24 protein-coding genes and 1 pseudogene are annotated in these 24,437 nt (G+C 69.6%); 6 read left to right on the top strand and 19 right to left on the bottom strand.

Annotated features, from left to right (window positions below):
* Positions 1-41: 41 nt before the first annotated feature.
* The 10 genes and pseudogenes from G5B46_RS14510 to G5B46_RS14465 form a co-directional block, all read right to left on the bottom strand.
* A complete protein-coding gene (locus G5B46_RS14510; RefSeq protein ID WP_165259701.1) occupies positions 42-842 on the bottom strand; it encodes an SDR family oxidoreductase in 801 nt (266 codons plus the stop codon).
* A 95-nt stretch (positions 843-937) separates the two neighbouring features.
* Positions 938-1,582: a hypothetical protein gene (locus G5B46_RS14505; protein WP_165259699.1), complete on the bottom strand. Its 645-nt coding sequence runs from the start codon at positions 1,580-1,582 to the stop codon at positions 938-940.
* Positions 1,583-1,591: 9 nt separating this feature from the next.
* Entirely contained in the window at positions 1,592-2,818 is a 1,227-nt protein-coding gene (hemA, locus tag G5B46_RS14500; RefSeq protein ID WP_165259697.1) for a 5-aminolevulinate synthase, read from the bottom strand.
* A 167-nt stretch (positions 2,819-2,985) separates the two neighbouring features.
* Positions 2,986-3,900 (bottom strand): annotated as a pseudogene (mmsB, locus tag G5B46_RS14495) (3-hydroxyisobutyrate dehydrogenase); the annotation flags it as partial.
* Between the two features lie 161 nt (positions 3,901-4,061).
* Positions 4,062-4,868 carry a class I SAM-dependent methyltransferase gene (locus G5B46_RS14490; protein WP_165259693.1) on the bottom strand — a complete coding sequence of 269 codons (807 nt, stop codon included), beginning with the start codon at positions 4,866-4,868 and terminating at the stop codon, positions 4,062-4,064.
* 89 nt (positions 4,869-4,957) lie between these two features.
* Positions 4,958-6,031, bottom strand: coding sequence for an enoyl-CoA hydratase/isomerase family protein (locus tag G5B46_RS14485; protein WP_165259691.1), 1,074 nt, complete (start codon positions 6,029-6,031; stop codon positions 4,958-4,960).
* An 8-nt stretch (positions 6,032-6,039) separates the two neighbouring features.
* Positions 6,040-6,645, bottom strand: a complete 606-nt coding sequence (locus G5B46_RS14480) for a histidine phosphatase family protein (protein WP_165259689.1) — start codon at positions 6,643-6,645, stop codon at positions 6,040-6,042.
* Positions 6,642-7,067: a type II toxin-antitoxin system VapC family toxin gene (locus G5B46_RS14475; protein ID WP_165259687.1), complete on the bottom strand. Its 426-nt coding sequence runs from the start codon at positions 7,065-7,067 to the stop codon at positions 6,642-6,644. The genes G5B46_RS14480 and G5B46_RS14475 overlap by 4 nt, the downstream gene beginning before the upstream one ends.
* Positions 7,064-7,333: a type II toxin-antitoxin system Phd/YefM family antitoxin gene (locus tag G5B46_RS14470; RefSeq protein WP_165259685.1), complete on the bottom strand. Its 270-nt coding sequence runs from the start codon at positions 7,331-7,333 to the stop codon at positions 7,064-7,066. The genes G5B46_RS14475 and G5B46_RS14470 overlap by 4 nt, the downstream gene beginning before the upstream one ends.
* A 42-nt stretch (positions 7,334-7,375) precedes the next feature.
* On the bottom strand, positions 7,376-8,515 hold the full coding sequence (locus G5B46_RS14465; protein WP_165259683.1) for an isobutyryl-CoA dehydrogenase: 1,140 nt from the start codon (positions 8,513-8,515) through the stop codon (positions 7,376-7,378).
* A 207-nt stretch (positions 8,516-8,722) separates the two neighbouring features.
* Here G5B46_RS14465 and G5B46_RS14460 point away from each other — a divergent pair, with 207 nt between their 5' ends.
* From G5B46_RS14460 to arfB, 6 genes are read left to right on the top strand one after another with little or no spacing between them, the layout of a single operon-like run.
* On the top strand, positions 8,723-9,163 hold the full coding sequence (locus G5B46_RS14460) for a DUF2147 domain-containing protein (RefSeq protein ID WP_165259681.1): 441 nt from the start codon (positions 8,723-8,725) through the stop codon (positions 9,161-9,163).
* A 56-nt stretch (positions 9,164-9,219) separates the two neighbouring features.
* Positions 9,220-10,224 carry a porphobilinogen synthase gene (hemB, locus tag G5B46_RS14455; protein ID WP_165259679.1) on the top strand — a complete coding sequence of 335 codons (1,005 nt, stop codon included), beginning with the start codon at positions 9,220-9,222 and terminating at the stop codon, positions 10,222-10,224.
* A gap of 6 nt (positions 10,225-10,230) precedes the next feature.
* On the top strand, positions 10,231-10,653 hold the full coding sequence (locus G5B46_RS14450; RefSeq protein WP_165259677.1) for a hypothetical protein: 423 nt from the start codon (positions 10,231-10,233) through the stop codon (positions 10,651-10,653).
* Positions 10,654-10,681: 28 nt separating this feature from the next.
* Positions 10,682-11,080 carry an NUDIX domain-containing protein gene (locus G5B46_RS14445; RefSeq protein ID WP_165259675.1) on the top strand — a complete coding sequence of 133 codons (399 nt, stop codon included), beginning with the start codon at positions 10,682-10,684 and terminating at the stop codon, positions 11,078-11,080.
* A gap of 18 nt (positions 11,081-11,098) precedes the next feature.
* A complete protein-coding gene (locus G5B46_RS14440; protein ID WP_165259673.1) occupies positions 11,099-11,557 on the top strand; it encodes a YaiI/YqxD family protein in 459 nt (152 codons plus the stop codon).
* Positions 11,554-11,976, top strand: a complete 423-nt coding sequence (gene arfB, locus G5B46_RS14435; protein ID WP_165259671.1) for an alternative ribosome rescue aminoacyl-tRNA hydrolase ArfB — start codon at positions 11,554-11,556, stop codon at positions 11,974-11,976. Before G5B46_RS14440 ends, arfB begins: the two co-directional genes overlap by 4 nt.
* Before the next feature lie 14 nt (positions 11,977-11,990).
* Here the strand turns inward: arfB and G5B46_RS14430 are convergent, their stop codons facing one another.
* The 9 genes from G5B46_RS14430 to G5B46_RS14390 form a co-directional block, all read right to left on the bottom strand.
* The gene (locus tag G5B46_RS14430) at positions 11,991-12,254 is read right to left on the bottom strand and encodes a hypothetical protein (protein WP_165259669.1); all 264 of its coding nucleotides are present in this window, start codon (positions 12,252-12,254) and stop codon (positions 11,991-11,993) included.
* A 99-nt stretch (positions 12,255-12,353) separates the two neighbouring features.
* Complete coding sequence (locus G5B46_RS14425; RefSeq protein ID WP_240903492.1) at positions 12,354-12,803, bottom strand: MarR family transcriptional regulator; 450 nt, start codon at positions 12,801-12,803, stop codon at positions 12,354-12,356.
* A 214-nt stretch (positions 12,804-13,017) separates the two neighbouring features.
* Positions 13,018-13,884, bottom strand: coding sequence for a pentapeptide repeat-containing protein (locus tag G5B46_RS14420; RefSeq protein ID WP_165259665.1), 867 nt, complete (start codon positions 13,882-13,884; stop codon positions 13,018-13,020).
* A 180-nt stretch (positions 13,885-14,064) separates the two neighbouring features.
* A complete protein-coding gene (locus G5B46_RS14415) occupies positions 14,065-15,834 on the bottom strand; it encodes a CIA30 family protein (protein WP_165259663.1) in 1,770 nt (589 codons plus the stop codon).
* Positions 15,835-15,882: 48 nt separating this feature from the next.
* On the bottom strand, positions 15,883-18,387 hold the full coding sequence (locus G5B46_RS14410) for a zinc-dependent metalloprotease (protein WP_165259661.1): 2,505 nt from the start codon (positions 18,385-18,387) through the stop codon (positions 15,883-15,885).
* Between the two features lie 225 nt (positions 18,388-18,612).
* Complete coding sequence (locus G5B46_RS14405; protein ID WP_165259659.1) at positions 18,613-19,881, bottom strand: hypothetical protein; 1,269 nt, start codon at positions 19,879-19,881, stop codon at positions 18,613-18,615.
* A gap of 313 nt (positions 19,882-20,194) precedes the next feature.
* On the bottom strand, positions 20,195-21,910 hold the full coding sequence (locus tag G5B46_RS14400) for a tetratricopeptide repeat-containing protein (protein ID WP_346764936.1): 1,716 nt from the start codon (positions 21,908-21,910) through the stop codon (positions 20,195-20,197).
* A 37-nt stretch (positions 21,911-21,947) separates the two neighbouring features.
* Complete coding sequence (locus tag G5B46_RS14395) at positions 21,948-22,364, bottom strand: hypothetical protein (protein ID WP_165259657.1); 417 nt, start codon at positions 22,362-22,364, stop codon at positions 21,948-21,950.
* Positions 22,365-22,387: 23 nt separating this feature from the next.
* Entirely contained in the window at positions 22,388-24,412 is a 2,025-nt protein-coding gene (locus tag G5B46_RS14390; protein WP_165259655.1) for a toll/interleukin-1 receptor domain-containing protein, read from the bottom strand.
* Positions 24,413-24,437: the final 25 nt, after the last annotated feature.

Raw genomic sequence — 24,437 nt, 5'->3', positions numbered from 1 at the left:
CCATTACGCGAACATGCTTGTGCGCAACGCCACAGTTGCGATCAGTTCGCCGCTTCCGAGAAGATGTCGCGCTTTTTGAAGCCGGCGGTCATGAACCGGCCCATGGCCTTGGGCATGGTCAGCCAACGCACCGGCGCGGCCGTGGCCTCGCCCTTCAGCACGCCGTCGGCGATGTAGGGCGCCACGGTCTCCACGCGGTCGCCGAGGATGTTGTAGAGCTTCATCGACTTGGCGCGGTCGGCGTCCGAGGCGTCGCGCATCTCCGACTGCAGCAGGTCGGTGGCCACGATGCCGGGGCTGATGGTGCCGATCCGCACGCTGGTGCCGTCCAGTTCCTTGCCCATCGACTTGGTGAAGTAGGTCACCGCCCGCTTGGTGGTGCCGTAGAGCGTCAGGCCCGAGGCGGTCATGCCGTCGCTGCCGAAGCCCTCGAAATTGTAGATCGCCCCGCCGCCGGGCTGGGCCAGCATGCGGATCATGGCCAGCTTGGTGGCCTTGATCACGCCCAGCAGGTTGGTGGCGACCACCGCATCGATCTCGGCCTCCTCGACCTTGTCCAGGCGCACGCGGGGCGACACCGAGCCGGCGTTGTTGATCCAGATGTCGACGGAGCCGAACCGCTCGACGGCGGCGTCCCAGAGGGCCTCCAGGTCGGCCACCTTGCTGACGTCGCAGGCCTGGGCGGCGACGGCCCCGCCGGTGGCTTCCAGCTTGCCCAGGGCCTCGGCCAGGACGGCAGGGTTGCGGCCGGAGATCACCACCTGGCAGCCACGCTCGAGGAAGGCTTCAGCCAGGCCGAAGCCGATGCCGCGGCTGCTGCCGGTGATCACGATGGTCTTCACGGGGCGACTCTCTTCTAGCGCAGGACGCCGCATCCAGCCTGAAGCCGGGCGCGGGCGCAGCGGTCTCGTGGCGGGAAACCGCCACGCGGAGAGGCTCAGTCGGCCCCTTCCCGCTCCAGCCAGCCCTTTGCCTCGGCCCGCGCCCAGACGATCTCCGGCCCGATGTCGAACCGCGCATCGTCGTCGGCCGCCGACAGCAGGTCTTCGGCCTCGTCGAGCGCCGCAAGATCCTGGGCGGCCTCGCCCAGATAGGCGCCGGGCAGTTCGTGCTGGTGGAAGGCGATGTCGGCGAGGATGGCCCGAACCAGGTCCACCCGGGCCGGAACGCACAGCGGATCGCGAGCCAGGGCCTGGCGCAGGAACGGCGCGGGCGGCGCGTGCCAGGTCGAGCCGCCGCTCGACAGGCGGGCCAGCCAGACGAGCGGCCAGGGATCGGTCGGCTTGCTCGCGGCCCACTCCTCCAGGGCCGGGCGGACCAGCAGGCGGAACAGCGGAACCGGCAGCACCGCCTCGGGCTGACCGCGATAGGCCAGCCGCTTCTCGCCGATCCAGGCGGCGAAAGCCGACCGCTCGGCTAGCGGCCAGCTCACAGCCCCGGCAATAAACGCATCAAGCGCGTCGAGCGCCTCGCGACGCAGGCCCTGATGGCGAAGGCGGAAGTAGTCGGCCACGCCCCACCAGCCGGGATGCTCGGACGCATCCTCGGCCAGCTCGCGCAGGTAGCCCAGATCGAAACCCAAAACGGGTGCTTAGGCCGCGTGGCCGCCCATGCGGGCGACGTTGCAGTGCGCCCACAGCTTTTCCATCGCCCCGACCAGCTTGCGCATCATGTCGTCGGTGTGGAACGGCGTGGGCGTGAAGCGCAGGCGCTCGGTGCCGCGCGGCACGGTCGGATAGTTGATCGGCTGCACGTAGACGCCGTGGTCGGCCAGCAGCATGTCGCTGATCAGCTTGGTGTGGATCGGATCGCCGACCAGCACCGGCACGATGTGGCTGTCGTTCTCCATCACCGGCAGGCCGGCGTCCTGGAACATCTTCTTCAGGGTGGCGGCGCGCTCCTGGTGGGCGTCGCGCACTTCCGGATGCTGCTTCAGCCACTTCACGCTGGCCAGCGCCCCGGCGGTCAGGGCCGGCGGCAGCGAGGTGGTGAAGATGAAGCCCGAGGCCATCAGGCGCACCGCGTCGATCACCTCGGCGTCGCCGGTGATGTAGCCGCCCATGACGCCGAAGGCCTTGCCCAGCGTGCCCTCGATGATGTCGATCTGGTCCATCACGCCGTCGCGCTCGGCGACGCCGCCGCCGCGCGGACCGTACATGCCGACCGCGTGGACTTCGTCCAGATAGGTCATGGCGCCGTACTGCTTGGCGAGCGCCGCGGTGGCGCCGATGTCGGCGATGTCGCCGTCCATCGAGTAGACGCTCTCGAAGGCCACCAGCTTGGGCGCGTCGGCCGGCGCGGCCGCCAGCAGCTCTTCCAGGTGGGCCAGGTCGTTGTGGCGGAAGATGTGACGCGGACCGCCGCCGTTGCGGATGCCGGCGATCATCGAGGCGTGGTTCTGGGCGTCGGAGAAGATGATCAGGCCCGGCAGGATCTTCTGCAGGACGCTGAGCGTGGCTTCGTTGGAGACGTAGCCCGAGGTGAACAGCAGCGCCGCCTGCTTGCCGTGCAGGTCGGCCAGCTCGGCTTCCAGCTCCACGTGATGGTGGTTGGTGCCCGAGATGTTGCGGGTGCCGCCCGAGCCCGAGCCGTGGTCGTCGATCGCCTGGTGCATGGCGTCCAGCACGACGGGGTTCTGGCCCTGGCCGAGATAGTCGTTCGAGCACCAGACCACGACTTCGCTCTCGCCGCCGTCGGCGCGGGTCCAGGTCGCGCGCGGGAAGGCGCCGCGATGGCGCTTCAGGTCGGCGAAGACCCGATAGCGACCCTCGTCGCGGATCTGGGAGACAGCGGCGGTGAACGCGGCTTTGTAGTCCATGCTGGTCTCTACCCGTCGAACCGAAGCTCGGCAGTCCTTTTCTTCTGGCACGGCTTTTCGCACCACGCAGGCACAGTGTCCACCTAAGGGCCTCTACCTACAAATTGGAATTGGGCGTGGTGTCGCATCGATTGGTTCTATAACGGCCGATCGCAACCCTGCCTTGTTCAAACCAGCTCAGCAATGCGCCCGCGCAGCAGTTGCAGGACTGCCGAAAAATCCTTGCCGCCAAAGCCGTTGACGTCGAACAGCGCGTACAGCGCCTCGGCCTGGGCGCCCATCGGCGTGCTCGCCCCTGCCCGCGCCGCCGCCTCCTGGGCCAGCTTCAGGTCCTTGAGCATCATGGCCGTGGCGAATCCGCCCTCATAGCCGCGGTCGGCCGGCGTGCTGGGCCCCACGCCCGGCACGGGGCAATAGGTCGAGACCGACCAGCACTGGCCCGACGACTGGCTGGCGATCTCGAAGAAGCGGTCTGCGGCCAGGCCCAGCTTCTCGGCCAGGGCGAAGGCCTCGCAGGTTCCCAGCATCGACACGCCCAGCAGCATGTTGTTGCAGATCTTGGCCGCCTGCCCCGCACCATGGCCGCCGGCGTGGATGATCGCCCGGGCCATCGGCTTCAGCGCAGCCTCGACGGCGGGAAAGTCGGCGTCGTCGCAGCCGACCATGAAGGCCAGGCTGCCCGCCTCGGCGGCCATGATCCCGCCGGAGACCGGCGCATCGGCGAAGCGGAAGCCCGCCGCCCTCGCCTGCTGCGCCACCGCGCGGGCGCTGTCGACGTCGATGGTGGAGCAGTCGATCAGCAGGGCCGACTTCGGGGCGTTCTCCAGCACCTGCTCGCCATAGACCGCCCGCACGTGCGGGCCGGCGGGCAGCATGGTGATGACGATCTCTGCGTCCTTCACCGCCTCGGCCACGGAGGTCGCGGCCACGCAGCCCGCGCCAACGGCCTTCTCCAGCGCCTTGGCCGAAAGGTCGAACGCCGCCACGGCGTGACCGGCCCTGGCCTGGTTGGCGGCCATGCCGCCGCCCATGTTGCCCAGGCCGATGAAGGCGATCCTGGTCATTGATACGCTCCCTAAATGCGAACCGCGCCTACGTGGGCGCGGTCCTTGTGATTTGTGTTTTCGAGGCCGTGCGTCCTTCGAGGCCCGCTGCGCGGGCGCCTCAGGATGAGGAAATCAGAGCAATGACACCCTCATCCTAAGGTGCGAGGCGCAGCCGAGCCTCGAACGACGCAACGCCGCTACCGCGCCCCGGCGGGCTTGCGGAACTTGTAGATGAACTGGTCGGTCTTGCCGCGGATCGACGGGTCGAAGACCGAGACGTTGCGCTTGTCGGCGGCGTCGCGCAGCACGCGGCTTTCGCCCTCGAACACGAAGCCGGCGGCGGTGATCTCGGCCTTCACGGTCTCGGGGTCGATGCGGTGCAGCTTCTCGGCGTCGCGCAGGCCCGAGCCCGGCTGGGCCGAGTGGTCGAGCACCAGATAGACGCCGCCCGGCTTCAGCGACTGGAAGACCTTGCGGTTGACCACCGCCATGTCGGGCTTGCCCATCAGCGGGGTGTGCATGTCGTGATAGTTCTGGGCGGTGAACACCAGGTCCAGCTTCTCCGGCGCGCCGAAGTTGGGCAGCAGGTTCAGGATCACCGAGACGTTCTTGTAGGCCGGATCGGCGGCGATGGCGTTCACGGCCGGCTCGCGGTTGGCCAGCTTGGTCAGCTCGTCGGGCACGTAAGCGTAGACGTGGCCGCGCGGCCCGACGGCCTTCGACAGGATGCGGGTGAAATAGCCGGTGCCGGGAATCAGGTCGGCGACCTTGGCGCCGTTGCGCACGCCAGCGAAGGCCAGCACCTGGGCCGGAAGGCGATCGGCGTCGCGCCGGCTGTCGACCTCGGGGCGCAGCGGATTGTCGACGGCGGCGATGATGTTGGCCGGGATCGAAACCGGGGCGTCGGCGGGCGGCGGAGGCGGCGGCGCGGCCGGTCCCATCGGGGTCGTGGCGCACGCAGTCACGGCGAGCGCGGCGACGAGGCTGAGAAGCGGCTTACGCATGGTCTTCCTTCCGGCGGACTTTCTTCTTTGGCTGGCGGCAAGCTAGCGAGGCCAAGCGACAGCTTCAATGCCGCTACGGCAGAACGCTGTCAGGCTTCCGCGAGAGGCGTCCACTCCTCCTCGGGCGGAAGAGGTGCGAAGATCGCCTGGATATCGGCGTCATCCACCGCCTCGATGCTCGGCGGGTCCCAGCGGGGAGCGTTGTCCTTGTCGACGATCACCGCCCGCACGCCTTCGATGAAGTCGTGGCGACGCACGACGCGCGAGCCGATCCGGTACTCCATGGCCATGTTGTCGGCGAAGTCGGTCATGGCCTCGCCGCGCTTCAGCTGCTCGAAGGCGACCTTGAGGGTCTGGGGCGACTTGGTCTTCAGCACCGCCAGCTGGGCCTTGCCCCAGTCGCTGGAGTCGACCTCCAGGAACTCGAAGATCTGCTCGACGCTGTCGCCGACGAACAGGCGGTTGAGGTCCTGTTCGTAGCCGACCAGGGGCGCCTTGCCGGCGTCGGCGCGATACATGCGCAGCGTCTCGTCGATGCGGCGATGGTCGGCCAGGATGGCCTTCTTCAGCCCCTCGACCGCGCCGAACTCCACGAAATGGGTGGCGATGCCCAGGCGCATGCAGTCCGCGCCCTTGATCCGCGCGCCGGTCAGGGCCAGCCACAGCCCCGCCTTGCCCGGCAGGCGCGGCAGGTACCAGCCGCCGCCGACGTCCGGAAACAGGCCGATGCCGGTCTCGGGCATGGCGAAGGTCGTGCGCTCGGTGGCGATCCGGTAGTGGGCCGGCATCGAGATGCCGACGCCGCCGCCCATGACCACCCCGTCCATGATCGCCACGATCGGCCGGTCGTAGTGGAACAGCAGGTGGTTCAGCCGGTACTCGGTGTGGAAGAACTTGCGCGCCTCGACGCCGTCGTCAGCCCCGCTCTCGGCGAGCATCCTGATGTCGCCGCCGGCGCAGAAGCCGCGCTCGCCCGAGTGGTCGATCATCACCATGTCGATCTCGGGATCGGCCTGCCATTCCAGCAGGGTCTTGATCATGATCTCGCACATGGACAGCGTCAGGGCGTGCAGGGCCTTGGGCCGGTTCAGGGTGATCCGGCCGACGTTCTTCTTCACGCTGACGAGGACTTCGGGGGCCTGCTTTTGGGGAGCTTCGGTCATCTGGGGTCTCAGGCGAATTCGGGGTCTTCGACCGGCGCGCAGTCGAAGCGGTCGATCTGGCCGGCCATCAGGCGGTAGACCGCGTCCTGCGGAACCTCCTGGGCCAGGGTGTCGGCGCGCGACAGGCCGGCATAGGCGCCGCGCAGCAGGCGACCGGCGACGCCGTGACTGACGACGATCAGGCGGCGCTCGCCCTCCGAGGCCTGCTCGGCCAGCCAGCCGGCGACACGGGCGGTGACGCCCTCGAAGGTCTCGCCGCCGGGTGCGCGGAAGGCCCATTCGTAGCTGGCGAACAGCTCGGGGTTCTCGCGACGGATGTCCTCGCGCAGGCGGCCCGACCACTCGCCGACGCTGATCTCCAGCAGGCGGTCGTCAAAGGTGAGCAACAGCCCCGTTCGCTCGGCGATGGCCTCGGCCGTATGGCGCGCGCGACGCAGCGGGCTGGCGACGATCCGCCAGGCGTCTGAGGGGTCACGCGCGATCAGGTCGGCCAGCAGCTCACCCATGGCCCGCGCCTGGGCGCGACCAAGAGCGGTCAGGTCCGACTCCGTCTGCCCCTGGAAGCGTCCTTCGCGGTTGAACTGCGTCTGGCCGTGGCGGCAGAGATAGATCATGGGGTCGTCGCTCTAAGGTCGAAGCACTCGATGCCAACGTCGGCGGCCGCCTTTAGCAGGGCGTCGTCACGCGAGGCCAGCGGCCAGTCGTGCTCCGCCGCCAAGGCGAGGTAGGCGGCGTCGAAAAGGCTGAGCTTGGCGTGCCGCGCTAGGATGGCGAGCCCCTCGACACCGAAGGCCGGTTCGCTGAAGCGCACCGATAGATCCTCGTAAGTCGCGACCGCCTTTTCATACTCGTCGTCAACCAAGACCCCGCGACGCGCCAACGTCAGAAGCACGTTACGCACCTCCCATTCGAAAATGCTGGGGGCTTCGAAGATCAGGGCGTTACTTTCCGCCAACAGAGTTCGCGCAGCAGGCGTAGCCTGTGTCGGCAACAGCCAAGCCAAGGCCGCCGAAGCATCCAGAACGACCTGCCTCACCGTCGAGCGTCTTCTTTCAATTGCTCCCAAGTCAAATTCTCGGCGTCAGGGTTTGCAGCCGCGATCCGTTCACGCAACGCCTTGAAGCGCTCCGCCAGTTCAGCGGCCGAAGCGCGACGCGGCATGATCGTCGCTTCCTCTGCCGGCGACAGCTTAGCCACCGGACGACCGTTGCGGGTGATGAGCACCGCCTCGCCCCCCTTCTCGACGGCGTCGAGCAGCGCCGACAGGTGGGTCTTGGCTTCCAGGACGCCGACTTCGCGCATGACGGGCTCCAATCTGACCAGTCTGGTCAGATTATCACGATCCTACTGCCGGAACATCTCGCGGGCGATGATCACCCGCATGATCTCATTGGTGCCTTCCAGGATCTGGTGGACGCGCAGGTCGCGGACGATGCGCTCCAGCGGGTAATCCTGCAGATAGCCATAGCCGCCGTGCAGCTGCAGGGCGTCGTTGGCCACCTGAAAGCCGGCGTCGGTGGCGAAGCGCTTGGCCATGGCGCACAGCTTGGTGGCCTGCGGATCCCGGTTGTCGAGCGCATGGGCGGCGCGGCGCACCATCAGGCGGGCGGCTTCCAGTTCGGTGGCCATGTCGGCCAGCTTGAACTGCAGCGCCTGGAAGTCCTTCAGCGGCCGGCCGAACTGGTTGCGGGTCTCCAGATAGGCCTTGGCGGTGTCGAGGGCGAACTGCGCGCCGCCCAGCGAGCAGGAGGCGATGTTCAGCCGCCCGCCGTCCAGGCCCATCATGGCGAAGCGGAAGCCCTCGCCCTCTCCGCCGATGCGGTTCTCGACCGGCACGCGGCAGTCGTCGAAATTGACCTGCGCCGTGGGCTGGGCGTTCCAGCCCATCTTGCGCTCGTTGGCCCCGAAGGTGAGGCCCGGCGCCCCCTTCTCGACCACGAAGGCCGAGACGCCCTTGGGACCTTCGCCGCCGGTGCGGGCCATGACCACGTAGACGTCCGACACGCCGCCGCCCGAGATGAAGGCCTTGCCGCCGTTCAGAACGTAGTGGTCGCCTTCCAGCCGCGCGGTCGTGCGCATGCCGGCCGCGTCGGAGCCCGACCCCGGTTCGGTCAGGCAGTAGCTGGCGATCAGCTCCATGGTGGTCAGGCGCGGCAGGAAGCGCTGGCGCAAGGCCTCCGAGCCGAAGCGGTCGATCATCCACGAGGCCATGTTGTGGATGGTGAGATAGGCCGCGACCGGCACGTCGCCGTAGCTGAGGGCCTCGAAGATGATCGAGGCGTCGAGGCGCGACAGCCCGCTGCCGCCGACGTCGTCATTGACGTAGATGCCCGCGAAACCCAGGCCCGCAGCCTCGCGCAGCACCTCGACAGGAAAGTGCTTGCGCTCGTCCCACTCGGCCGAATGCGGGGCAAGCCGTTCTGCCGCGAAGCCCGAAGCCATATCCTGAATGGCGCGTTGATCGTCGTTCAGCGCGAAATCCATGCGCCATTTCCTCCCATGCGGGGCATGTACGCCCTCACCTTCTTGACCGCTGACCTGCCCTGAGCAGCCAAGTGTGTCAATCATATCTCAGTTGGCGAATTTGCATGCGGCGCCGCAGCGAAATCGGGTGCGAAAGGTCGCACCTCCCTTGATCCGACACCTCGTCGGTATCAGATCACGCCCATCGGAGGCGTCGTCTCGGTTCCCATGTCCAAGTTCATTACCGCTCTGGCCGCGGTCGCGGCCCTGTTCACGTTCGTGTCTGCGCCGGCTCACGCCGAGAATCTCGGCGTGTGGCGCAACCCGAAGGACAACATCCGCCTGCACATCACCGACTGCGGTCCGAGCATGTGCGGTTGGGTCGTCTATGCCAGCCGCAAGGCCGAGGCCGACGCCAAGAAGAGCGGCTACGACACCCTGGTGGGCCAGCAGGTGCTGCGCGACTTCGCGCCCACCGGCAATGGAAACATGAAGGGCAAGGTTTTCGTTCCGACCCTGAAGGTCACCCTCTCGGGCACCGCCGAGTTCGTCGACGCGCGCACCATGCGCGCCAAGGGCTGCGTGCTGGGCGGCCTGTTCTGCAAGTCGCAGGTCTGGACCCGCGTCGACGGCGTCCAGCAGGTTCGCGTCAGCAAGGCCGGCGAATAGCCCCTTAAGGGCCTTAACGCCTTGCCTCGACCGGCGGCGCGCGCGAAACCCTTCGCATGACCGTTCCGCCCCTCGCCCCCTACCCCGCCACGCGCCTGCGCCGCCTGCGCCAGGCCGACTGGACCCGCCGTCTCGTCCGCGAGACGCAGGTCATGCCGTCCGACCTGATCTGGTCGATGGTGGTGCATGAAGGCGAAGGAACCGTGCCCGTCGCCTCGATGCCCGGCGTCGAACGCCTCAGTGTCAAGGAAGCCGCCAAGGCCGCCGTCCGCGCCCGCGACCTGGGCATTCCCGCCATCGCCATCTTCCCGCACATCGATCCGTCGCGGAAGGACGCGACCGGCTCGATCGCCGCCGATCCCGACGGGGTGATCCCGCGCGCCGTGAAGGCCATGAAGGACGCCGCCCCCGAGGTCGGCATCATGTGCGACGTGGCGCTGGACCCCTTCACCGACCATGGCCATGACGGCGTGGTCGAGGGCGGCAGGATCCTCAACGACGCCACCATCGAGCGCCTGATCGAGCAGGGCCTGATGCAGGCCGCCGCCGGCGCCGACATCCTGGCCCCTTCCGACATGATGGACGGCCGCATCGGCCGTCTGCGTGGCGCGCTCGAAGGCGACGGCTTCCAGGACACGATGATCATGTCCTACGCCGCCAAGTACGCCTCGGCCTTCTACGGCCCGTATCGCGACGCCATCGGCTCGGCCAAGCTGTCCGCAGGCCAGGGCGACAAGAAGACCTACCAGATGGATCCGGCCAACACCGAGGAAGCCATCCGCGAGGTCGCGCTCGACATCGCCGAGGGCGCCGACATGGTCATGGTCAAGCCGGGCCTGCCGTACCTCGACATCCTGCGCCGGCTGGTCGACGAGTTCCGCATGCCCACCTACGCCTTCCAGGTGTCGGGCGAGTACGCGATGATCAAGGCCGCCGGGGCCAACGGCTGGATCGACGAAGAGCGCGCCATCCTCGAAAGCCTGGCCGCTTTCAAGCGGGCCGGCGCGGCGGGGATCATCACCTATTTCGCGCCCTGGGCGGCCGAGAAGCTGGGCGGGTAAGCGGCCATGGGGGGCATCGGGGTCAATCATTTCGCGACGTTCCATTTCGAAGACCCCGCCGCTGCTCCCAAGGCGCACGGCCGGTCGGTCCGAGACTTCGCGGCAGCTCTGCACCGCGACCTCGACCTGCCAGGCGCCAAGCCGGATGCGCCGTTCGGCGATGAGGAGCTTTCGATCTTCTCGGTCGCGCTCGGCGACGCCGAGTTTAGCGTCGGCGTCAGCGCCAAAGGCCAAAGCTCGAACGAGATCTGGGAGCTGCATGTCCAACTGCCGCATCCCGCCTTCTTCAGAAAGGCGCGCGAGACCGAATTGGAAACCATGCGACGCCTCGACGAGGCGCTGCACAGGCAGCTGCAGGCGCTGGGCGCCCAAGACCTTCGCTGGTTCGTGCAGGACAAGCGCGACGACGCCGGCCAGGTAGAGCCCTGACGGCGTCGAATCCGCTAGGCTGGCGGGCATGACCAAGGTTCTCGACATCGTCACCGCCGTCATCCGCGACGAGGCCGGTCGCATGCTGCTGGTGCGCAAGCGCGGCACGGCGATCTTCATGAAGCCGGGCGGCAAGCGCGATGAGGGCGAGGACGACCTGACCGTCCTGGCCCGCGAACTGGACGAAGAGCTGGGCTGCCGGCTGGTGGACGCCAGCCTGCTGGGCCGCTTCTCCGCCCCGGCCGCCAACGAGGCTGGGTTCATGGTGCAGTCGGCGACCTATCTGGCCATGGTCGAGGGCGCGATCGCCGCGCGGGCCGAGATCGAGGAACTGGCCTGGATCGATCCCGCCGCCCCGCCCGCCGGCATGCCGCTGGCGCCGCTGCTGACGGACGAAGTGATCCCCGCCCTGCTCGCGCTCGCCTGAGAGTGCTATAGGCCGCGGATGACGACGATCTACATCGACGCGGACGCCTGCCCCGTGAAGGACGAGACCTACAAGGTCGCGGCCCGCAACGGCCTGAAGACCTATGTCGTCTCCAACAGCTGGATTCGCGTACCCGCCACCCCGGCCATCGAACAGATCGTGGTCGACGCCGGCCCCGACGTCGCCGACGACTGGATCGCCGAGCGCGCCGGTCCGGGCGACGTGGTGGTGACCAACGACATCCCGCTTGCCGACCGCGTGCTGAAGGCCGGCGGCCAGGCGATCGCGCCCAACGGCCGGGTGTTCACCAACGACATGATCGGCTCGGCCCTGGCCTCGCGCTCGATCGGCGAGCACCTGCGCTCGATGGGCGAGGTCACGAGCGGCCCCAAGGCCTTCGGCCCCCAAGACCGCAGCAAGTTCCTGCAGGCGCTCGACCAGGCCGTGGTCAAGGCCCGCCGCGTGGTCCCGCGATGATCGAGATCACCTCCTGGCTGCGCATCGACGAGGACGAACTGGTCGAGAAGGCCGCCCGCGCCTCGGGCCCCGGCGGCCAGCACGTCAACAAGACCTCGACGGCCATCGAGCTGCGCTTCGACGTGACGAATTCGCCGTCGCTGACCGACGACATCAAGGCCCGGCTGACGGCCCTGGGCGGCAGCCGCATGACCCAGGAGGGCGTGCTGGTGCTGTTCTCCCAGGGTCACCGTTCGCAGGAACTGAACCGCCAGGACGCCCGCGAGCGACTGGTCGAGCTGATCCGCCGGGCCACGGAGAAGCCCAAGCCCCGCCGCCCGACCAAGCCGACCTATTCCAGCAAGCTCAAGCGGCTGGAGACCAAGTCGAAGCGGTCAGGGGTGAAGTCGATGCGCGGCCGCGTCCGTCACGACGACTGACCGCGCCGTAGTTCTCAGACGGCGGCCGGATTGACGCCAACGCCCACGCGGGCGCCGTCAGCCTGTTCCTGAACGAGAAAGACCTGCTGCTGATCCAGCCAGGTGAGCTGGTCCCCCACGATGGTCCCGGCGACGTTGGCCACGACGATGTCGGCCGAGCCCTGGCCGCCGTGCTCGACCATGGCGCTCCAGGCCATCATCGGATAGCTCTGGCCGCCGGCCGAGACGGAATAGGTGGTCATTTCGCTGATGTGTTCGGCGACCTGTTCGACAGTCATGAGATGAAGCCCCCTCGCGCAGACCCCTAGCGGCCCGCGAAATCCACCCTAAGGCGCAACACGCTAACCGCAGATTGCGCCCAGGGCGTCGAAGGGCCTTCAGACCAGCCGCGGAATCGGTGGACCAAACGACAGGATCTCGTCCTTCCAGTCGGGCTCAGGGATGAGGCCGCCCAGCATCTTCTTCAGATAGAAGGCCAGAGCCGACTGCTCGTCGGCGCTCAGTTCCGAACAGGCTTCCTGGTGCAGCGGGGCCAGCTCGTCGCGGATCCGCTGCAGCAGCGCCGCCCCGCCTTCGGTCAGGCGCACGACCACCTTGCGGCGATCGTTCGGCGCCCCGCCGCGCTCGACAAGGCCGTCACGGATCAGGCCGTCGATCGACCGGGTCAGGGTCGTGCGATCGGCCGCCGAAAGCTTGGCCAGCCGCGTCATCGAACACTCGCCGAACCGGGCCAGCGACAGCATCGCCACCCACTTCGGGAACGACAGACCGTGACGCGCAACATGATCGGCCGCCAAGGCGCGCCGATGCTGCTCGGTCTGATACATCAAATAGCTCAAATAGCTGGGCAGGGGCATGGATTGCCCCTCCCTCAAGTCATGCTCAGGCATGGTGTCCCCCCGCGCCGTGCGTCTTGATCTCACAACCTCTGCTGTCGCGCAATCGCCACGAGGTCCCTAGCTCCCCTGGCGTTCACCATGTCGCGAAACGCCTGTCTCGCCCGCACGTTCCGCAGGCGAGAAAGACCCCTCAGAGGCGAACTCAGCGCCGGGGCGCGGGCGGGGCCGGAGGCGCGGGCGGCGTCGGCGGTGCGGGCATGCCGCGAATGACGGTGATGCGCTTCATCCGATTCCCGCAGGTCTTCAGCGACAGCCCCGGCGGCAGGCGGGCCTCGCCGCAGGCGTCGTCCAGCTGGTCCTGGGTCAGGCCGCGGGCCCCGCTCAGGTCCACGCCCTGCAGGCGCACGCCCGACAAGTCCGCGCCCTTGAAGTCGGCGCCGGCGAAGCTGCCGCCCCGTAGATGCGAGGCCGTCAGCGAGGCGTTGCGGAACTGGGCGCGATCGAAGCGGCCGCCGCTGAGATTGGAGCCGTTGATCTCGGCGTTCGAGAAATCGGCGCCGCGCGCGTTCACCGACGACAGGTTGGAGCCGTTCAGTTCGGAATTGGCCAGCCGGGCGTCGATCAGGGTCGCGGCCTCGAAATTGACCCCGTGCATCTCCGACGATGTCATGTCGGCCCGCGACAGGTTGGCGTTCTGGAAGTTGGCCCCGGCCGACTCCACGCCCGACAGGCGGGCGCCGTTGAAGTTGGCCTTCTCGAAATTGGCGGCCCGCATCTCGGCGCCGCGCAGGTCGGCGCGGGTCAGGTCGGCGGCCTCGAAGTTCGAACCGAAGAACACCGCGCCGCGCAGGTCGGCGCCGATCAGGTTGGCCCTGGCGAAGTTGGCGCCGGTGAACTTGGCGCCGGTCATCTTGCGGCCGGCCAGATCGCAGCTGACGCACACCCCGCCCAGCGACACCAGGCGCGCCACGTCCTTGTCCTCGATCGAGGCCTTGGCCTGGGCCTGGCCGGCCAGGGTCGTCAGACCCATGACCAGGGCGGCGGCGAGTGTCATGCCCATGCGGGCCATCGGCGGTCTCCGTTCGGTCGATAAGCGACCTTGCTTGGTAACGGTTTGAGCCGCGCACCGACGCTAGACCACTTAAATCGCGGTAATGACGGGGATTCGTCATCCCCGTCGCCCGCCAAACGCTTGTTGGCATTAGCCTTCCAGCGCCCGCCGCGTCAAACCGCCGCGCCCGTCCCCGGCTCAGTAGAACGTCACGTCGTCCAGTTCGAACCACAGCTTGGCCCCGGCCGGGCGTTCGCCCTCGACTCCGACCTGCAGCAGGTCTGTCCCCGTGAAGGCCGCCTTCTCCCGGCCCGCCGGCTTGAACGCCGAGAATGGCAGTTCGATCGTCCGCCATTGCGAACCGGCGTCGACCTTGGCCGTCCAGCGGCCAGCCGCGCCGACCAGGCTGACGACATAGGCCCCGCCATCGCCGCGCACGGACAGCTTCAGCCCCTTGAAGGCGCTGGCGTCGGCCGGAACCACCGAGCCGCGGGTCAAGGGCAGCAGGATCCCGGCCGAGGCGTCGTCCTTGGTCGCCATCCGCGCGCCGACGCTCAGCACCTTGCCGCCGCCTTCGCGCTCGATGACCTGCGAGACCTCCAGGCTGCGATCGCGACCGCCGTCGAAATCGTCCAGCCGCAGGGTGTCGAGGCTGGTGCGGCCGTCGGCGCGCTCGAAGTCGTCGATCAGCGCGCCCGCCTTCACCGCCGGCGGCGTCAGCTTGTCGTTGGCGGCCGAGCGCTTCGCGCCCGGGCCGAAGGACGGCTTGCCGTCGATGAACACGCGCTCGACCTTGCGGGCGTCGGAGATCGTCTCCCACGGCTTGCCGGCCACCAGCACGAAGTCAGCCCGCTTGCCCGCCTCCAGCGTGCCCCGATCGGCCAGCATGTTCATCGCCTTGGCGCTGCCGGCCGTGCCCACGGTCAGGGCCTGGGCCGGCGTCAGGCCGGCCTTCACCAGCAGCTCCAGCTCGCGAAGGGTCGACGAGCCATGCGGCGTGCCGGTCATGCCGGCGTCGGTCCCCAGGGCCAGCGGCACGCCGGCGTCGTACAGCGCCTTGGCGTTGGAAAGGGCGTAGCCGAACTTCAGGCGGCTCTGGCGCGCGCGCGGGCTGTCGGGATCGGCCGGCGGCTTGGCGCCCGGCTTGACCGGCTCGTAGACCGCCAGGGTCGGGGCGTAGAACAGGCCCGAAGCCTTGATCGAGGCGATGGTCTCCGCATCCAGCGGTTCGTCCTGCAGGCTGTGGGCGATGACGTCGACGCCGCTGGTCGCCGCGACCTTGCCCTGCTCGACGGTGACGGTGTGGGTCAGCACCTTCAGGCCATGCTTGTGGGCAGTCTCGGTCAGCGCCTTCAGGGTCCAGGCGTCCATGCTGGTGTTGTCGGGCGCCGAGCCGTAGCGCCAGCCGTCGGTAAAGGCCTTGATGGCGTCCGGCTTGTAGGCCGCGATCGTCTCGACGGCCGCGCGGGCGCCTTCCGGCGTGTCGACCCAGCGGGTGGTGGCCTGGTCGGCCCAGTCCGCGCCGTGGCCGCCCGGCGTGCTGATGCGGGCGACGAAATTGACGTGCGGCGCGGTCAGGGTCCCCAGCCACGCCCGACGCGGCGCGAAGCTTTCCGGCTGCTGGTGGAAGTCGTTCACCGTCGTCACGCCCGAGGCCACATAGGCGTCGGCGATCTTCGGGATCACCGCCGGCGCGCCATTGGGCGTCCAGTGGGTGTGCACGTCGAACAGGCCCGGGATCAGCGCCTCGCCCTTGGCGTCTACGATGGTCGCGCCCTTGGGCGCCTTCACCTTAGGGCCCACCGCCAGGATGCGGCCGTTCTCGACCACCAGCGTCCCGCGATATGGCGCCGCGCCCGTAGCGTCGAAGATCTCGGCGTTGACCACCGCCAGCGGCTGGGCGGCCGCCAGGGAGGTCGAGAGCGCGGCGGCGCAGAGGCCGCCGAGCAGGATGCGGGCGCGGTTCATGGGCGGTCGTTCCTCGTTCGAACGGGCGCTTTCAGACGCGCCCATCCGTCATGACGAACCAGGCGCGCAAAACCAGCAGTCCTCCCCGCCGATCGGCATGCCGGGGGGCAAGGTTTCGACCGCGCCGCTGCGCGGGGCGGCCAGCGCCTTGCGGTCGCCCGAGGTCAGAAGGCGCGCGATGCGCCCCGCCTGATCGGCCTCGGCCCCCTGCCCCTTCCAGCCCGACAGGGTCTTGGCGTAGCGCAGCAGGGCCGCGTCGATCTGGGCGGCGGCGGTGGGCGACAGCGTCTTGTCGTCGAGCACGGAAACAAGATCACCGATCAGGCGCGTCCGCACGCGGCGACGAAGCTCGCCCGTGCGGCCGTCGGCCTGGGGCCCGCCCGGCGCCACGGCCGCCAGCAGGGCGTCCACGGTCTCGGTCACGTCCAGCTGGCCCGCATCGCGACGCTTCTGCTCGACCAGGCGGTTCAGGCGCGCGGGCGTCAGCAGCAGCGACAGCGGAAGGTCGGCGGCGGTTTCGGCCGCCGTCGGCAGGTCAAATACCGACGCGCCCGAGGTCGGGAAGATCTCGATGGCGTAGGCCTTGTCGCGCGAGCCCGACATGCCCGACGACAGCAGCGACAGCAGCGGATCGGGCAGGTCCAGCGCCGTCGGGTCGAGCGTGCGCACCAGGGCCGCCAGGGCGCGACGCTGGTCGGCCGCCGGCGTAGCGGGCGCGGCTTCGCGACCATCGCCCACGACGGCGTAGCCGTAGTCGACGCCGCCCACGAACTTCGCCGCGGCCTCCACCTGATAGCGATGGAACAGATAGATCGGCACGAGCGCCCGGCGCAGGTCGGCGGCGGGCGAACCGGCCGGCACGCTGTTCAGCCCGAAACGCGACAGGGCGATGCGCCGCACGGCCATGACGTTGTCGAGCTCGATCACCGGATCGGCGCCGTTGTCCCACAGCGCGCCATAGGGCTGGGCCGAGGCCGCGCCGCGGGCGTCAGCGTCCGAGACGTAGCGATAGCCCTTGGCCTGGGCGTCGCGGGCCAGCCTGTCGAGGCGCGCGGCCTCGTCGCTTCCAGGCGCGCCTTCCGAGTAGAGCCAATCGATGGCGAAGGCGTCCCAGGCCCCCACGCCCTTGGCGTAGGCGTCCGACAGGTCGAGGCGGTCGCCGTCGATCTTCACCAGCGGCGCGGGGTAGTCCATCACCGAGGCGCGGCCGTACACGCTGCCGGCGAAATTGTGCGACAGCCCGATGGCGTGGCCGATCTCGTGGGCCGACAGCTGGCGGATGCGGTTCAGCGAGATCTGGATCGGGTCGTCCGGACCGCCCTTGCCCGTCTTGTCGGCGCCCAGCAGCCCCTCGAAGATCATCCGGTCCTGGCGGATGCGCAGCGAGCCAAGCTGGACCACACCGCGCACGATCTCGCCGGTGCGCGGGTCGACCACGGTCGTGCCCGTGGACCAGCCCCGCGTCTGGCGGTGGATCCAGTTGACGACGTTGTAGCGGGCGTCCATCGGGTCGGCGCCCTCGGGCAGCGGCTCGACGCGGAAGGCGTCGACGTAGCCGGCCGCCTCGAAGGCCTGGTTCCACCAGCGCCCGCCCTCGACCAGCGCGCCGCGCACCGGTTCGGGCGCGCCCCGGTCGACATAGAAGATGATCGGCTTCTTGACCGGCGACCTGGCCGCCGTCGGATCGGTCTTCTCCAGGCGGAAACGGCGCACCAGGCGCTGCACCGTCGGCTGGTCGAGGCCCGCCGCATAGTCGGCGAACAGCACCTGGGCCGAGGTGCCGGTGCGCGGATCGAAGGCGCGCGGCGTAAAGCCCGGCCCCGGCAGGCGGATGAAGCTGTGGTGGACGCCGAAGGTCACCGCCCGGGCGTCGGGGACGATCCCCGAGACCTCGCCGCCCGGATCGTCGGCGGTGAAGGTCTGGCGGGTCTCGAACTCGAGGTTGTCGGGAAACAGGCCGACATGGCCAAGGTCGACATAGCTCAGCGTCGGCGCGGCCTTGAAGCCGCCCTGCTTGGCGTCCTTCAGGGCGCCGGTGATGTTGAAGGCGTCGCGCAGCAGGAAGCCGGCCAGGTCGACGGTGAAGCCGCCGTCGGGCGTCTCGCCCGTCACCTCGCCCGACCACACCACCGAGCCGGGGAAGCTGTCGCGGACCGTCCGCTGCTCCTCGACCGTGCCGCCGAGGGCGCGGAAGCCGAAGTTCTCGAACTCGGCCAGCACCCGCTTGCCCACCCGGCGGAAGACCAGCACCTGGGTGTCGCCGGTCGCGGCGCGGTCCAGCCCCACGGGCGTGGCGCCCAGGCCCCCGCTGAGGCTGGGCTGATAGAGGAAGCGACCGGAAATCCCCTCGGCGTCGGGCGCCGGCAGGGTGACCACGACCGCGCCCTTGGCGGCGTCGGTCTTGACCGGCAGCAGGCTGGGCGCGCTCGCGGGGGCGGTCTGGGCCGCCGGCGGGGCGGCGCTGGCCGGAGCGGCCGACAGCGTCAGGACCGCGAGCGCGCTCGCCATGGCCAAGGCGCGCAGCGACGCGCCGCCGAAGTCCGATTTCCTCATCTGCCCCTCCGATTCCCGCTCAAGTCGCGGCGGGCGACGGTTTCGCCCCGAGCCGGTGCAGGCAAGCCTCTTTTTGCTGGCGGGGGCCTCAGCGGATCTCGCGGGCCAAGGCGCGGGCGACGAGCTCGCCGGCCTGCCTGCAACGGTCCAACGGCGGGCGCCGGGCCTCGGCCAGGCGTGGCGCGGACGGAAGCCGTTCAGGCGCGGGCGGAATGGAAAACGGGCTCATGAGCTCGCCGTGTCGAAGGCCTTGGCCTCCGCCTCGAACTCCGCCAGGGCGGCCTCGGCCGCGTCGGCCATCCGTCCCCATTCGGCGATGACGCCTTCGAGGTCAGGCGAGACCGCCTCGGGAACCGCCAGCCCGGCCTCCAGGTCGTCGAGGACCGCGTTCCAGTCGCCGCGCAGCCCCCGCACCCCGGCCACCGTCGTCGCCAGTTCGGCGGCCGGGGCGACGAGGTCGTGCAGGGCAATTTCGCGGCGCGTGCGCGGCGCGGGACTGAACGCCCACTGCTGGGACGGCAGGCCGGTCTTCTCCCACAGACGCAGCGACGCGCCGGCCTGCACCTCGGCCACGTCGAGCGCGTGACCCGGGAAGGCGACGTTCTCCAGCGCAGCCCCCTGGAGCGGGGGAATGCGGAAGAGATCCGCGCCGGCCGGCAGGTCCGCCACCCTGTCCACGCGGGGCGGCGGCCCCTCGCTGACCAGCGGAAAACCGAACGGCGTCGAGGCGTTGGCCAGCGTCCAGAGCTTCTCGTCGGCGGAGATGTGCAGATGCAGCGCCGGATCTGCGGCGGATCGCAGGCGATGGGCGTCGACGGCCGGATCGAGTTGCAGGCGCCAGAACTGGCGCGCGGCGCCGCCCTTGACCGGCTCCAGGTGCGCGGCGCCTTCGTCGTCGTAGGCAAGGCACAGTTCGGGCGCCTCGCGCAGCGAGATCCGCACCGCCGGATCGCGCTCGAAGGCGGCGAAGGCGGCCGCGAAGGCTCCGGCGCGCGTGGCGAAGCCTCGCATGGCGGCCGCCAGGGCCGTGGCGCGATCTGCGCGCATGCGAACCTGCAGGCGCAGCGCATCCAGCGCCGCTGCTCGGTCGCCGCCCAGCAATTGACGATAGAGCGACGGCGCCACATCGCGGCCGTAGGAAACCAGATCGCGAGCGAAAGCGGCCATGCCCAGCTGCAGGTCCAGCCCCTGCCCTTCCAGCACCGCGTCCAGGTCGGTCCAGGCCGCGATCAGCCGCTGGGCCTCGGCGCACAGTTCGCCGACCTCGCCGGCGCGACCGCCGCGACGGGGCTCCAGGGCTGAACCGACCACCTCGCCAAGAAAATCGACGATGTCGCGACGCTGGCGCGAGGCGCGCAGCGCGGTCCGGGTCTCGCCTGCCACGCGGCCGAGCGCGGCGACGTCGCGCCAGCCGGCCAGGCCCAGGTCGAACAGATTTCCCGATTGAGCGGAGCGGCCGCTGGCGTCGCCGGCGAAGAGCAGAAGCCCGTTCATCGCCAGCCCCGCGGCTCAAGCCGTCGGTCCTCGATGCTTCGCAACGCCGCTACTCCACGCTGGGGTCGGCGATGGGCCGCTCGCGAGCGTCACGAGCGGCCCCCGCCCCGCATGCGAAGAGCCCCCCAAGACTTCCTCGCGCGCTAATGGCCGTGGGAAACCCGAAGCCGTCATGGCGGACGGCTTCGGGTCCCTGATCGCTGGGCGTCCGCTCTGGAGGCTTTGCGGCCCGGCCGCCCGTGATCTGCGACAGAATGTCCCAAGCCCTAAAGCCCCGCTGTGCAATTTGTCACAGGGGTCAGGCGGGGTCGTTTCAGCGGCGGGAAAGATTGAAGATCGAGACCGGCGGGAAGCTCTTGCGCGGCGAGGTTCGGCCCACATAGCCGCAGCGGAAACGGTCGGCGTGGCGCGTGGCCAGGATGCCCGCCATCGCCTCGCTGACATAGGCCGCGCCGGGCGCGACGTCGGGCTCGATCCGCGCCGCGACGACCACGTGGGCGCCGACCACGGCCTGGGCGCCGGTGATCGGGTTCACCCGCAGATGCACCGGCCCGTAGTGGCCGCCGATCCGCAGGGCCAGGTGGCGCGGCAGGCCGCGCGCCCTCAGGTTCAGCCGGCGATGGGTTTCGAGCAGCACCAGCGCCGCCTCGGCCGCGTCGGACGGCTGGTCGAAGACCAGGAAGACGCCGTCGCCCCAGGTCTCGACGTGCTCCGGCGGCGCGGAGAGCCCGGCGATCGCCTCGGCCATGCCCGCCATGATCACCTCGAAGAAGGCCGGCACCTGGGCGTCGTGCAGCGCGCCAAAGCCGCGCACGTCGATGAACAGCATCGCCTTGACCCCGCGCTCGCTCGTCGCCGGCGAGGCGGCGGCGAGCGCCGCGTCGGGCGCGGGACGCTCGAAGGGAAGGATCGCCTGCGGACGGCCGGTCTCGCGCCAATAGGCGATGTCGGCCGACGCGCCGGCAGGTCCGGCGGCCGAGCGCCCGTCCCAGACCGCGACCTGGACCGCCCGGGTGGACAGGCCCTCGGCCCGCAGGATCGCACAGCCGATGGCGAAGCGGCTGGCATAGGCGAAGACCTCGTCGTCTCCGGCATAGGGATCGCGCGCGGCGAACCGCACGGAAGCGGCCCTGGCCAGGCAGGCCTCGAACCGCCCCACCCAGCGCTCTCCGAACGGCCGCACCGAGGTCTCGACATAGGAGGCCAGCCCCAGCGGCGCGACGACGTGAAGCTCGCCGCCCGCCGCCAGCAGGGTCTCGGCCCAAAGGATGTCGGCCCCGGCCGCCAGGCCGCCATAGCCGAAGCCGATCCTCTGGGCGCGCACCAGATCCGCCATGCGCGCCTTGAGCGCGGCTTCCTCGCCGGGCTCGCGCGCGGTGAACATGTGACCGGTGAAGTGGGCCGTCGCGGGCGGCCGCAGGATTTCGAGCCACGAGGTCGGCGCGCCGATCTCGGCGGCGATCATCGAAAGCTGGCGCAGCGTCGAGGCATGGGCCGAAAGACTGCCCGGCGCCTGCGCGACCGCCGCGGTCAGCATGTCGGCGGCGGCCTGCTGGCGGCCCAGCAGGAACAGCGCCTCGGCGCGGCTGGCGCGGTCGAAGTACCCGGCCTCGCCCTGCCCCGCGGGCTGACCGGCGAGATCGATGGCGCCCGTCGCCAGTTCGCTCGCCTGGCCCATATCGCCCGCCAGCAGGCTCATGGTGGCGGCGTTGACCAGTCCATAGCGCCCGCCGCCGCTCGCGGCCGCGGCGACATAGGCGCGGGCCGAGGCGCGCGCGAACGCCCGCCGCCGGGCGCCTTCGGCGCTCAAGGCGACGTCCTTCAGGAGGCGTCCGCCCAGAGACAGGGCTTCGGGATCGTCGGAAACGGCCAGGCCCAGCCGCACGAACTCGGTGCGGGCGAAATCCGTCGCGCCGGCGCGAGCCAGGGAAAGCACGGCCGCATGGGCCAATGTCAGGGAGTGTCCGTCCTCGTCGAGCGCGCGACGCGCCAGATCGTAGGCGGAAAGGTGCTCGCCGCGCCGAAGCAGCGCGGCGAGCTCGTCGAAAGACGCCTCGGCGCCCAGCTTAGCGGCCGACGCCGTTTTCGATCAGCGGGTCCAGGTCGATCGCCTGGCCGAGCGCGTCATGCATGAACAGGCTGTAGACGAAGATGCCCATGCGCTTGCATTCGTAGACGACCTTGAACTGGGCGTACGGAACCGGCTCTTCCGCGCCCGGGGGCGTGTAGTTGGTCCAGTAGTAGCTGGAGAAGTTCTGGCCCCAGTCGTTCTCGAACGAGATCGGGGTCGGCTGGAAGCCCCAGCCCTTCGACAGCAGGTCGTCGCTGAGACGGAACTGCAGCACGCAGCGCTGCTTCAGGTCCAGGTCGAGCGGTTCCGGCGGGTTCGGCGCCAGATCCATGAAGCTGAGGTTGCCGTCGAAGCCGACGATGATGTCGATGACCAGATCCGGTTCCGGATTCGTGCCACTGTGGCTGAGCATGGAAAATTCCCCCAATAGGCGAGTTAACCTAGAGATGAATCGCGTGAAAACGCAACGAAGTCGGGTCTCGCATAACCGTGTAAACGAAGTTTGTTCACTATGGCCGAGGCCTCGGAAATTCTTCCCTGGCTATGCAGAGCCCGCGCCAGCACGTACAGCGCCTCGGGCGAAAGGGTCTCGCGACGCGGCCCCAGCAGGCTGACCGCGTCGGCCGTCCTGCCTTGCGCGATGTGCGCCACGCCCAGCAGCCAGGCCTCCAGTTCAGCGTCGCCCTTCTTGCCCGTCCGGCCCGCGAGCGATTGCTCGATCTCGCGCGCCGCGGCCCTGGCGGCCTCCGGCTTGCCGTCGACTTCGGCCAGGCGGATCGCCTGCACCCGCAGCTTTCCGCTGAGCCGCGACATCCAGGCATAGACTTCGGGGTTCAGGGCCCGCAACCGCTCGATCCTGCGCGTCGCCTCGGCGTGAACCGCGCGGGCGGTCGTCAGATCGCCGGCGGCGAAGGCGACATCGAAGGCGTCGAGCTCCACATTGGCCGCGTAGTCCAGCCAGGTGGCGTTCTCGGGATCCAGAGCGGTCAGCTCGCGGAAGCCGCGCCGAGCCCCGTCGACGAGGCGGCGGGCCTCATCCACGCGCCCCAGGTCGAGGGCGCGCCGCGCCAGGCCCAACTGACCGGCATAGAGCTTGGCGGCCATAGGCCGGTTCTCGGGATCCTTCTTCAGCAGCCCGCTCATCAGGGCCTGGGCCTTGACCCGCTGCTCGTAGGCGTAGCGCATCTCGCCGAGACGATAGTGGGTGTCGGAAAGCCAGGCGTGGGAGTCGGCCAGGTCCTTCACCGGCTGGATCGCGTCGGGCGACGCCTTGACCACCGCCTCGAAGCGGGTCTGGGCGCCCTCGAAGGCCTCCAGCGCGTCGCGCGAGCGTCCTTCATCCAGCAGCAGGGTTCCAAGGTTGCTGCGGGCGTAGGCGACCTCCATCCGCCAGTCGATGTTGCCGGGATCCAGCTTGGTCAGGCGCTCGGCCAGCTCGCCGTAGCGCCGGAAGCCCGCCTCGGCGTCGGCCGTACGCGCCAGGCGCCAGTCGACATAGGCCAGCCAGAACACGTTCTGGGCGTGGTCGTAGAGACGCTTGCCGTCCTGCGGATTGCGGTTCGACAGCGCCTCGGACGTCAGGGCCGCCTGCGAGAAGGCCTGACGGGCGCCCTTCAGGTCGCCGCGCTTGTCGCGAATCTCGCCCAGCAGGGTCTGGGCCTTGGCCTGCTGCGACAGGTCCTCGTCGTCCAGGTCGCGGGCGTCGATGTGGGCGTAGTGCGCCAGGGCCCGGGCGCCGACGCCGTCGAGCACGTCCAGCCGCCCGACGGGCTCCAGCTTCTTGCGCAGGTCGCCCAGCATGTAGGCGACCAGATCCTCGGCCTCGGCGCGCTGGGCTTCGGCCTCGCGGCGGGCGTCGAAGGCCACCACGGCCAGCGCGCCGGTGACGACGGCGACGCCGACCGCACCGGCCGTGGTCGCGGCCATCCAGCGCGAGCGCCGGCGGGCGTCGCGCTGGATCAGGTTGTCCAGCCGCACGCCCAGCAGCGTGGCGGCCACCTTCAGGAACGCCAGCCGGCGGCCGTCCCCGCCCGGACGCAGGTCCGCCGCCAGCGGCTCGCCGCCGGGCGGGAACGCCTCGCGCAGCACCGGCGGCAGGCAGTCGATGACCTCGCCGGCGCCTTCCGGCGCGTCGACCAGCACGCAGATCACCCGCTGGGGACCATGGGTCGACAGGAAGTGGCGGATCTCTTCGCCGACCCACTTGGAGCGCCGCGACGCCTCGGAACAGACGACGATCAGGTGCTCCGAGCGGTCCAGGGCCTCGCGAATCGCCCCGCCCAGGTCGGCGGCGGCCGACAGCTCGGCGCGATCGCGGAAAATCGGACGCAACGGACGCGCGTCCGCCGGCCCCACGCCCCTGGGCGGGCGATAGGCTTCCAAACGCTTGTGCAGCCAGTCGACCAGCTTGCCGTCGCCATGGCTGTAGCTGATGAAGGCCTTGTAGTTTAAGTCCCCCATTGCCCCCTCGACTCTCCCCGTACGC

The sequence above is a fragment of the Caulobacter sp. 602-2 genome (assembly GCF_011043625.1).
Taxonomy (GTDB): Bacteria; Pseudomonadota; Alphaproteobacteria; order Caulobacterales; family Caulobacteraceae; genus Caulobacter.
The sequence above is the reverse complement of the archived record's forward strand: the minus strand, read 5'-3'. Positions and strand labels throughout refer to the sequence as shown.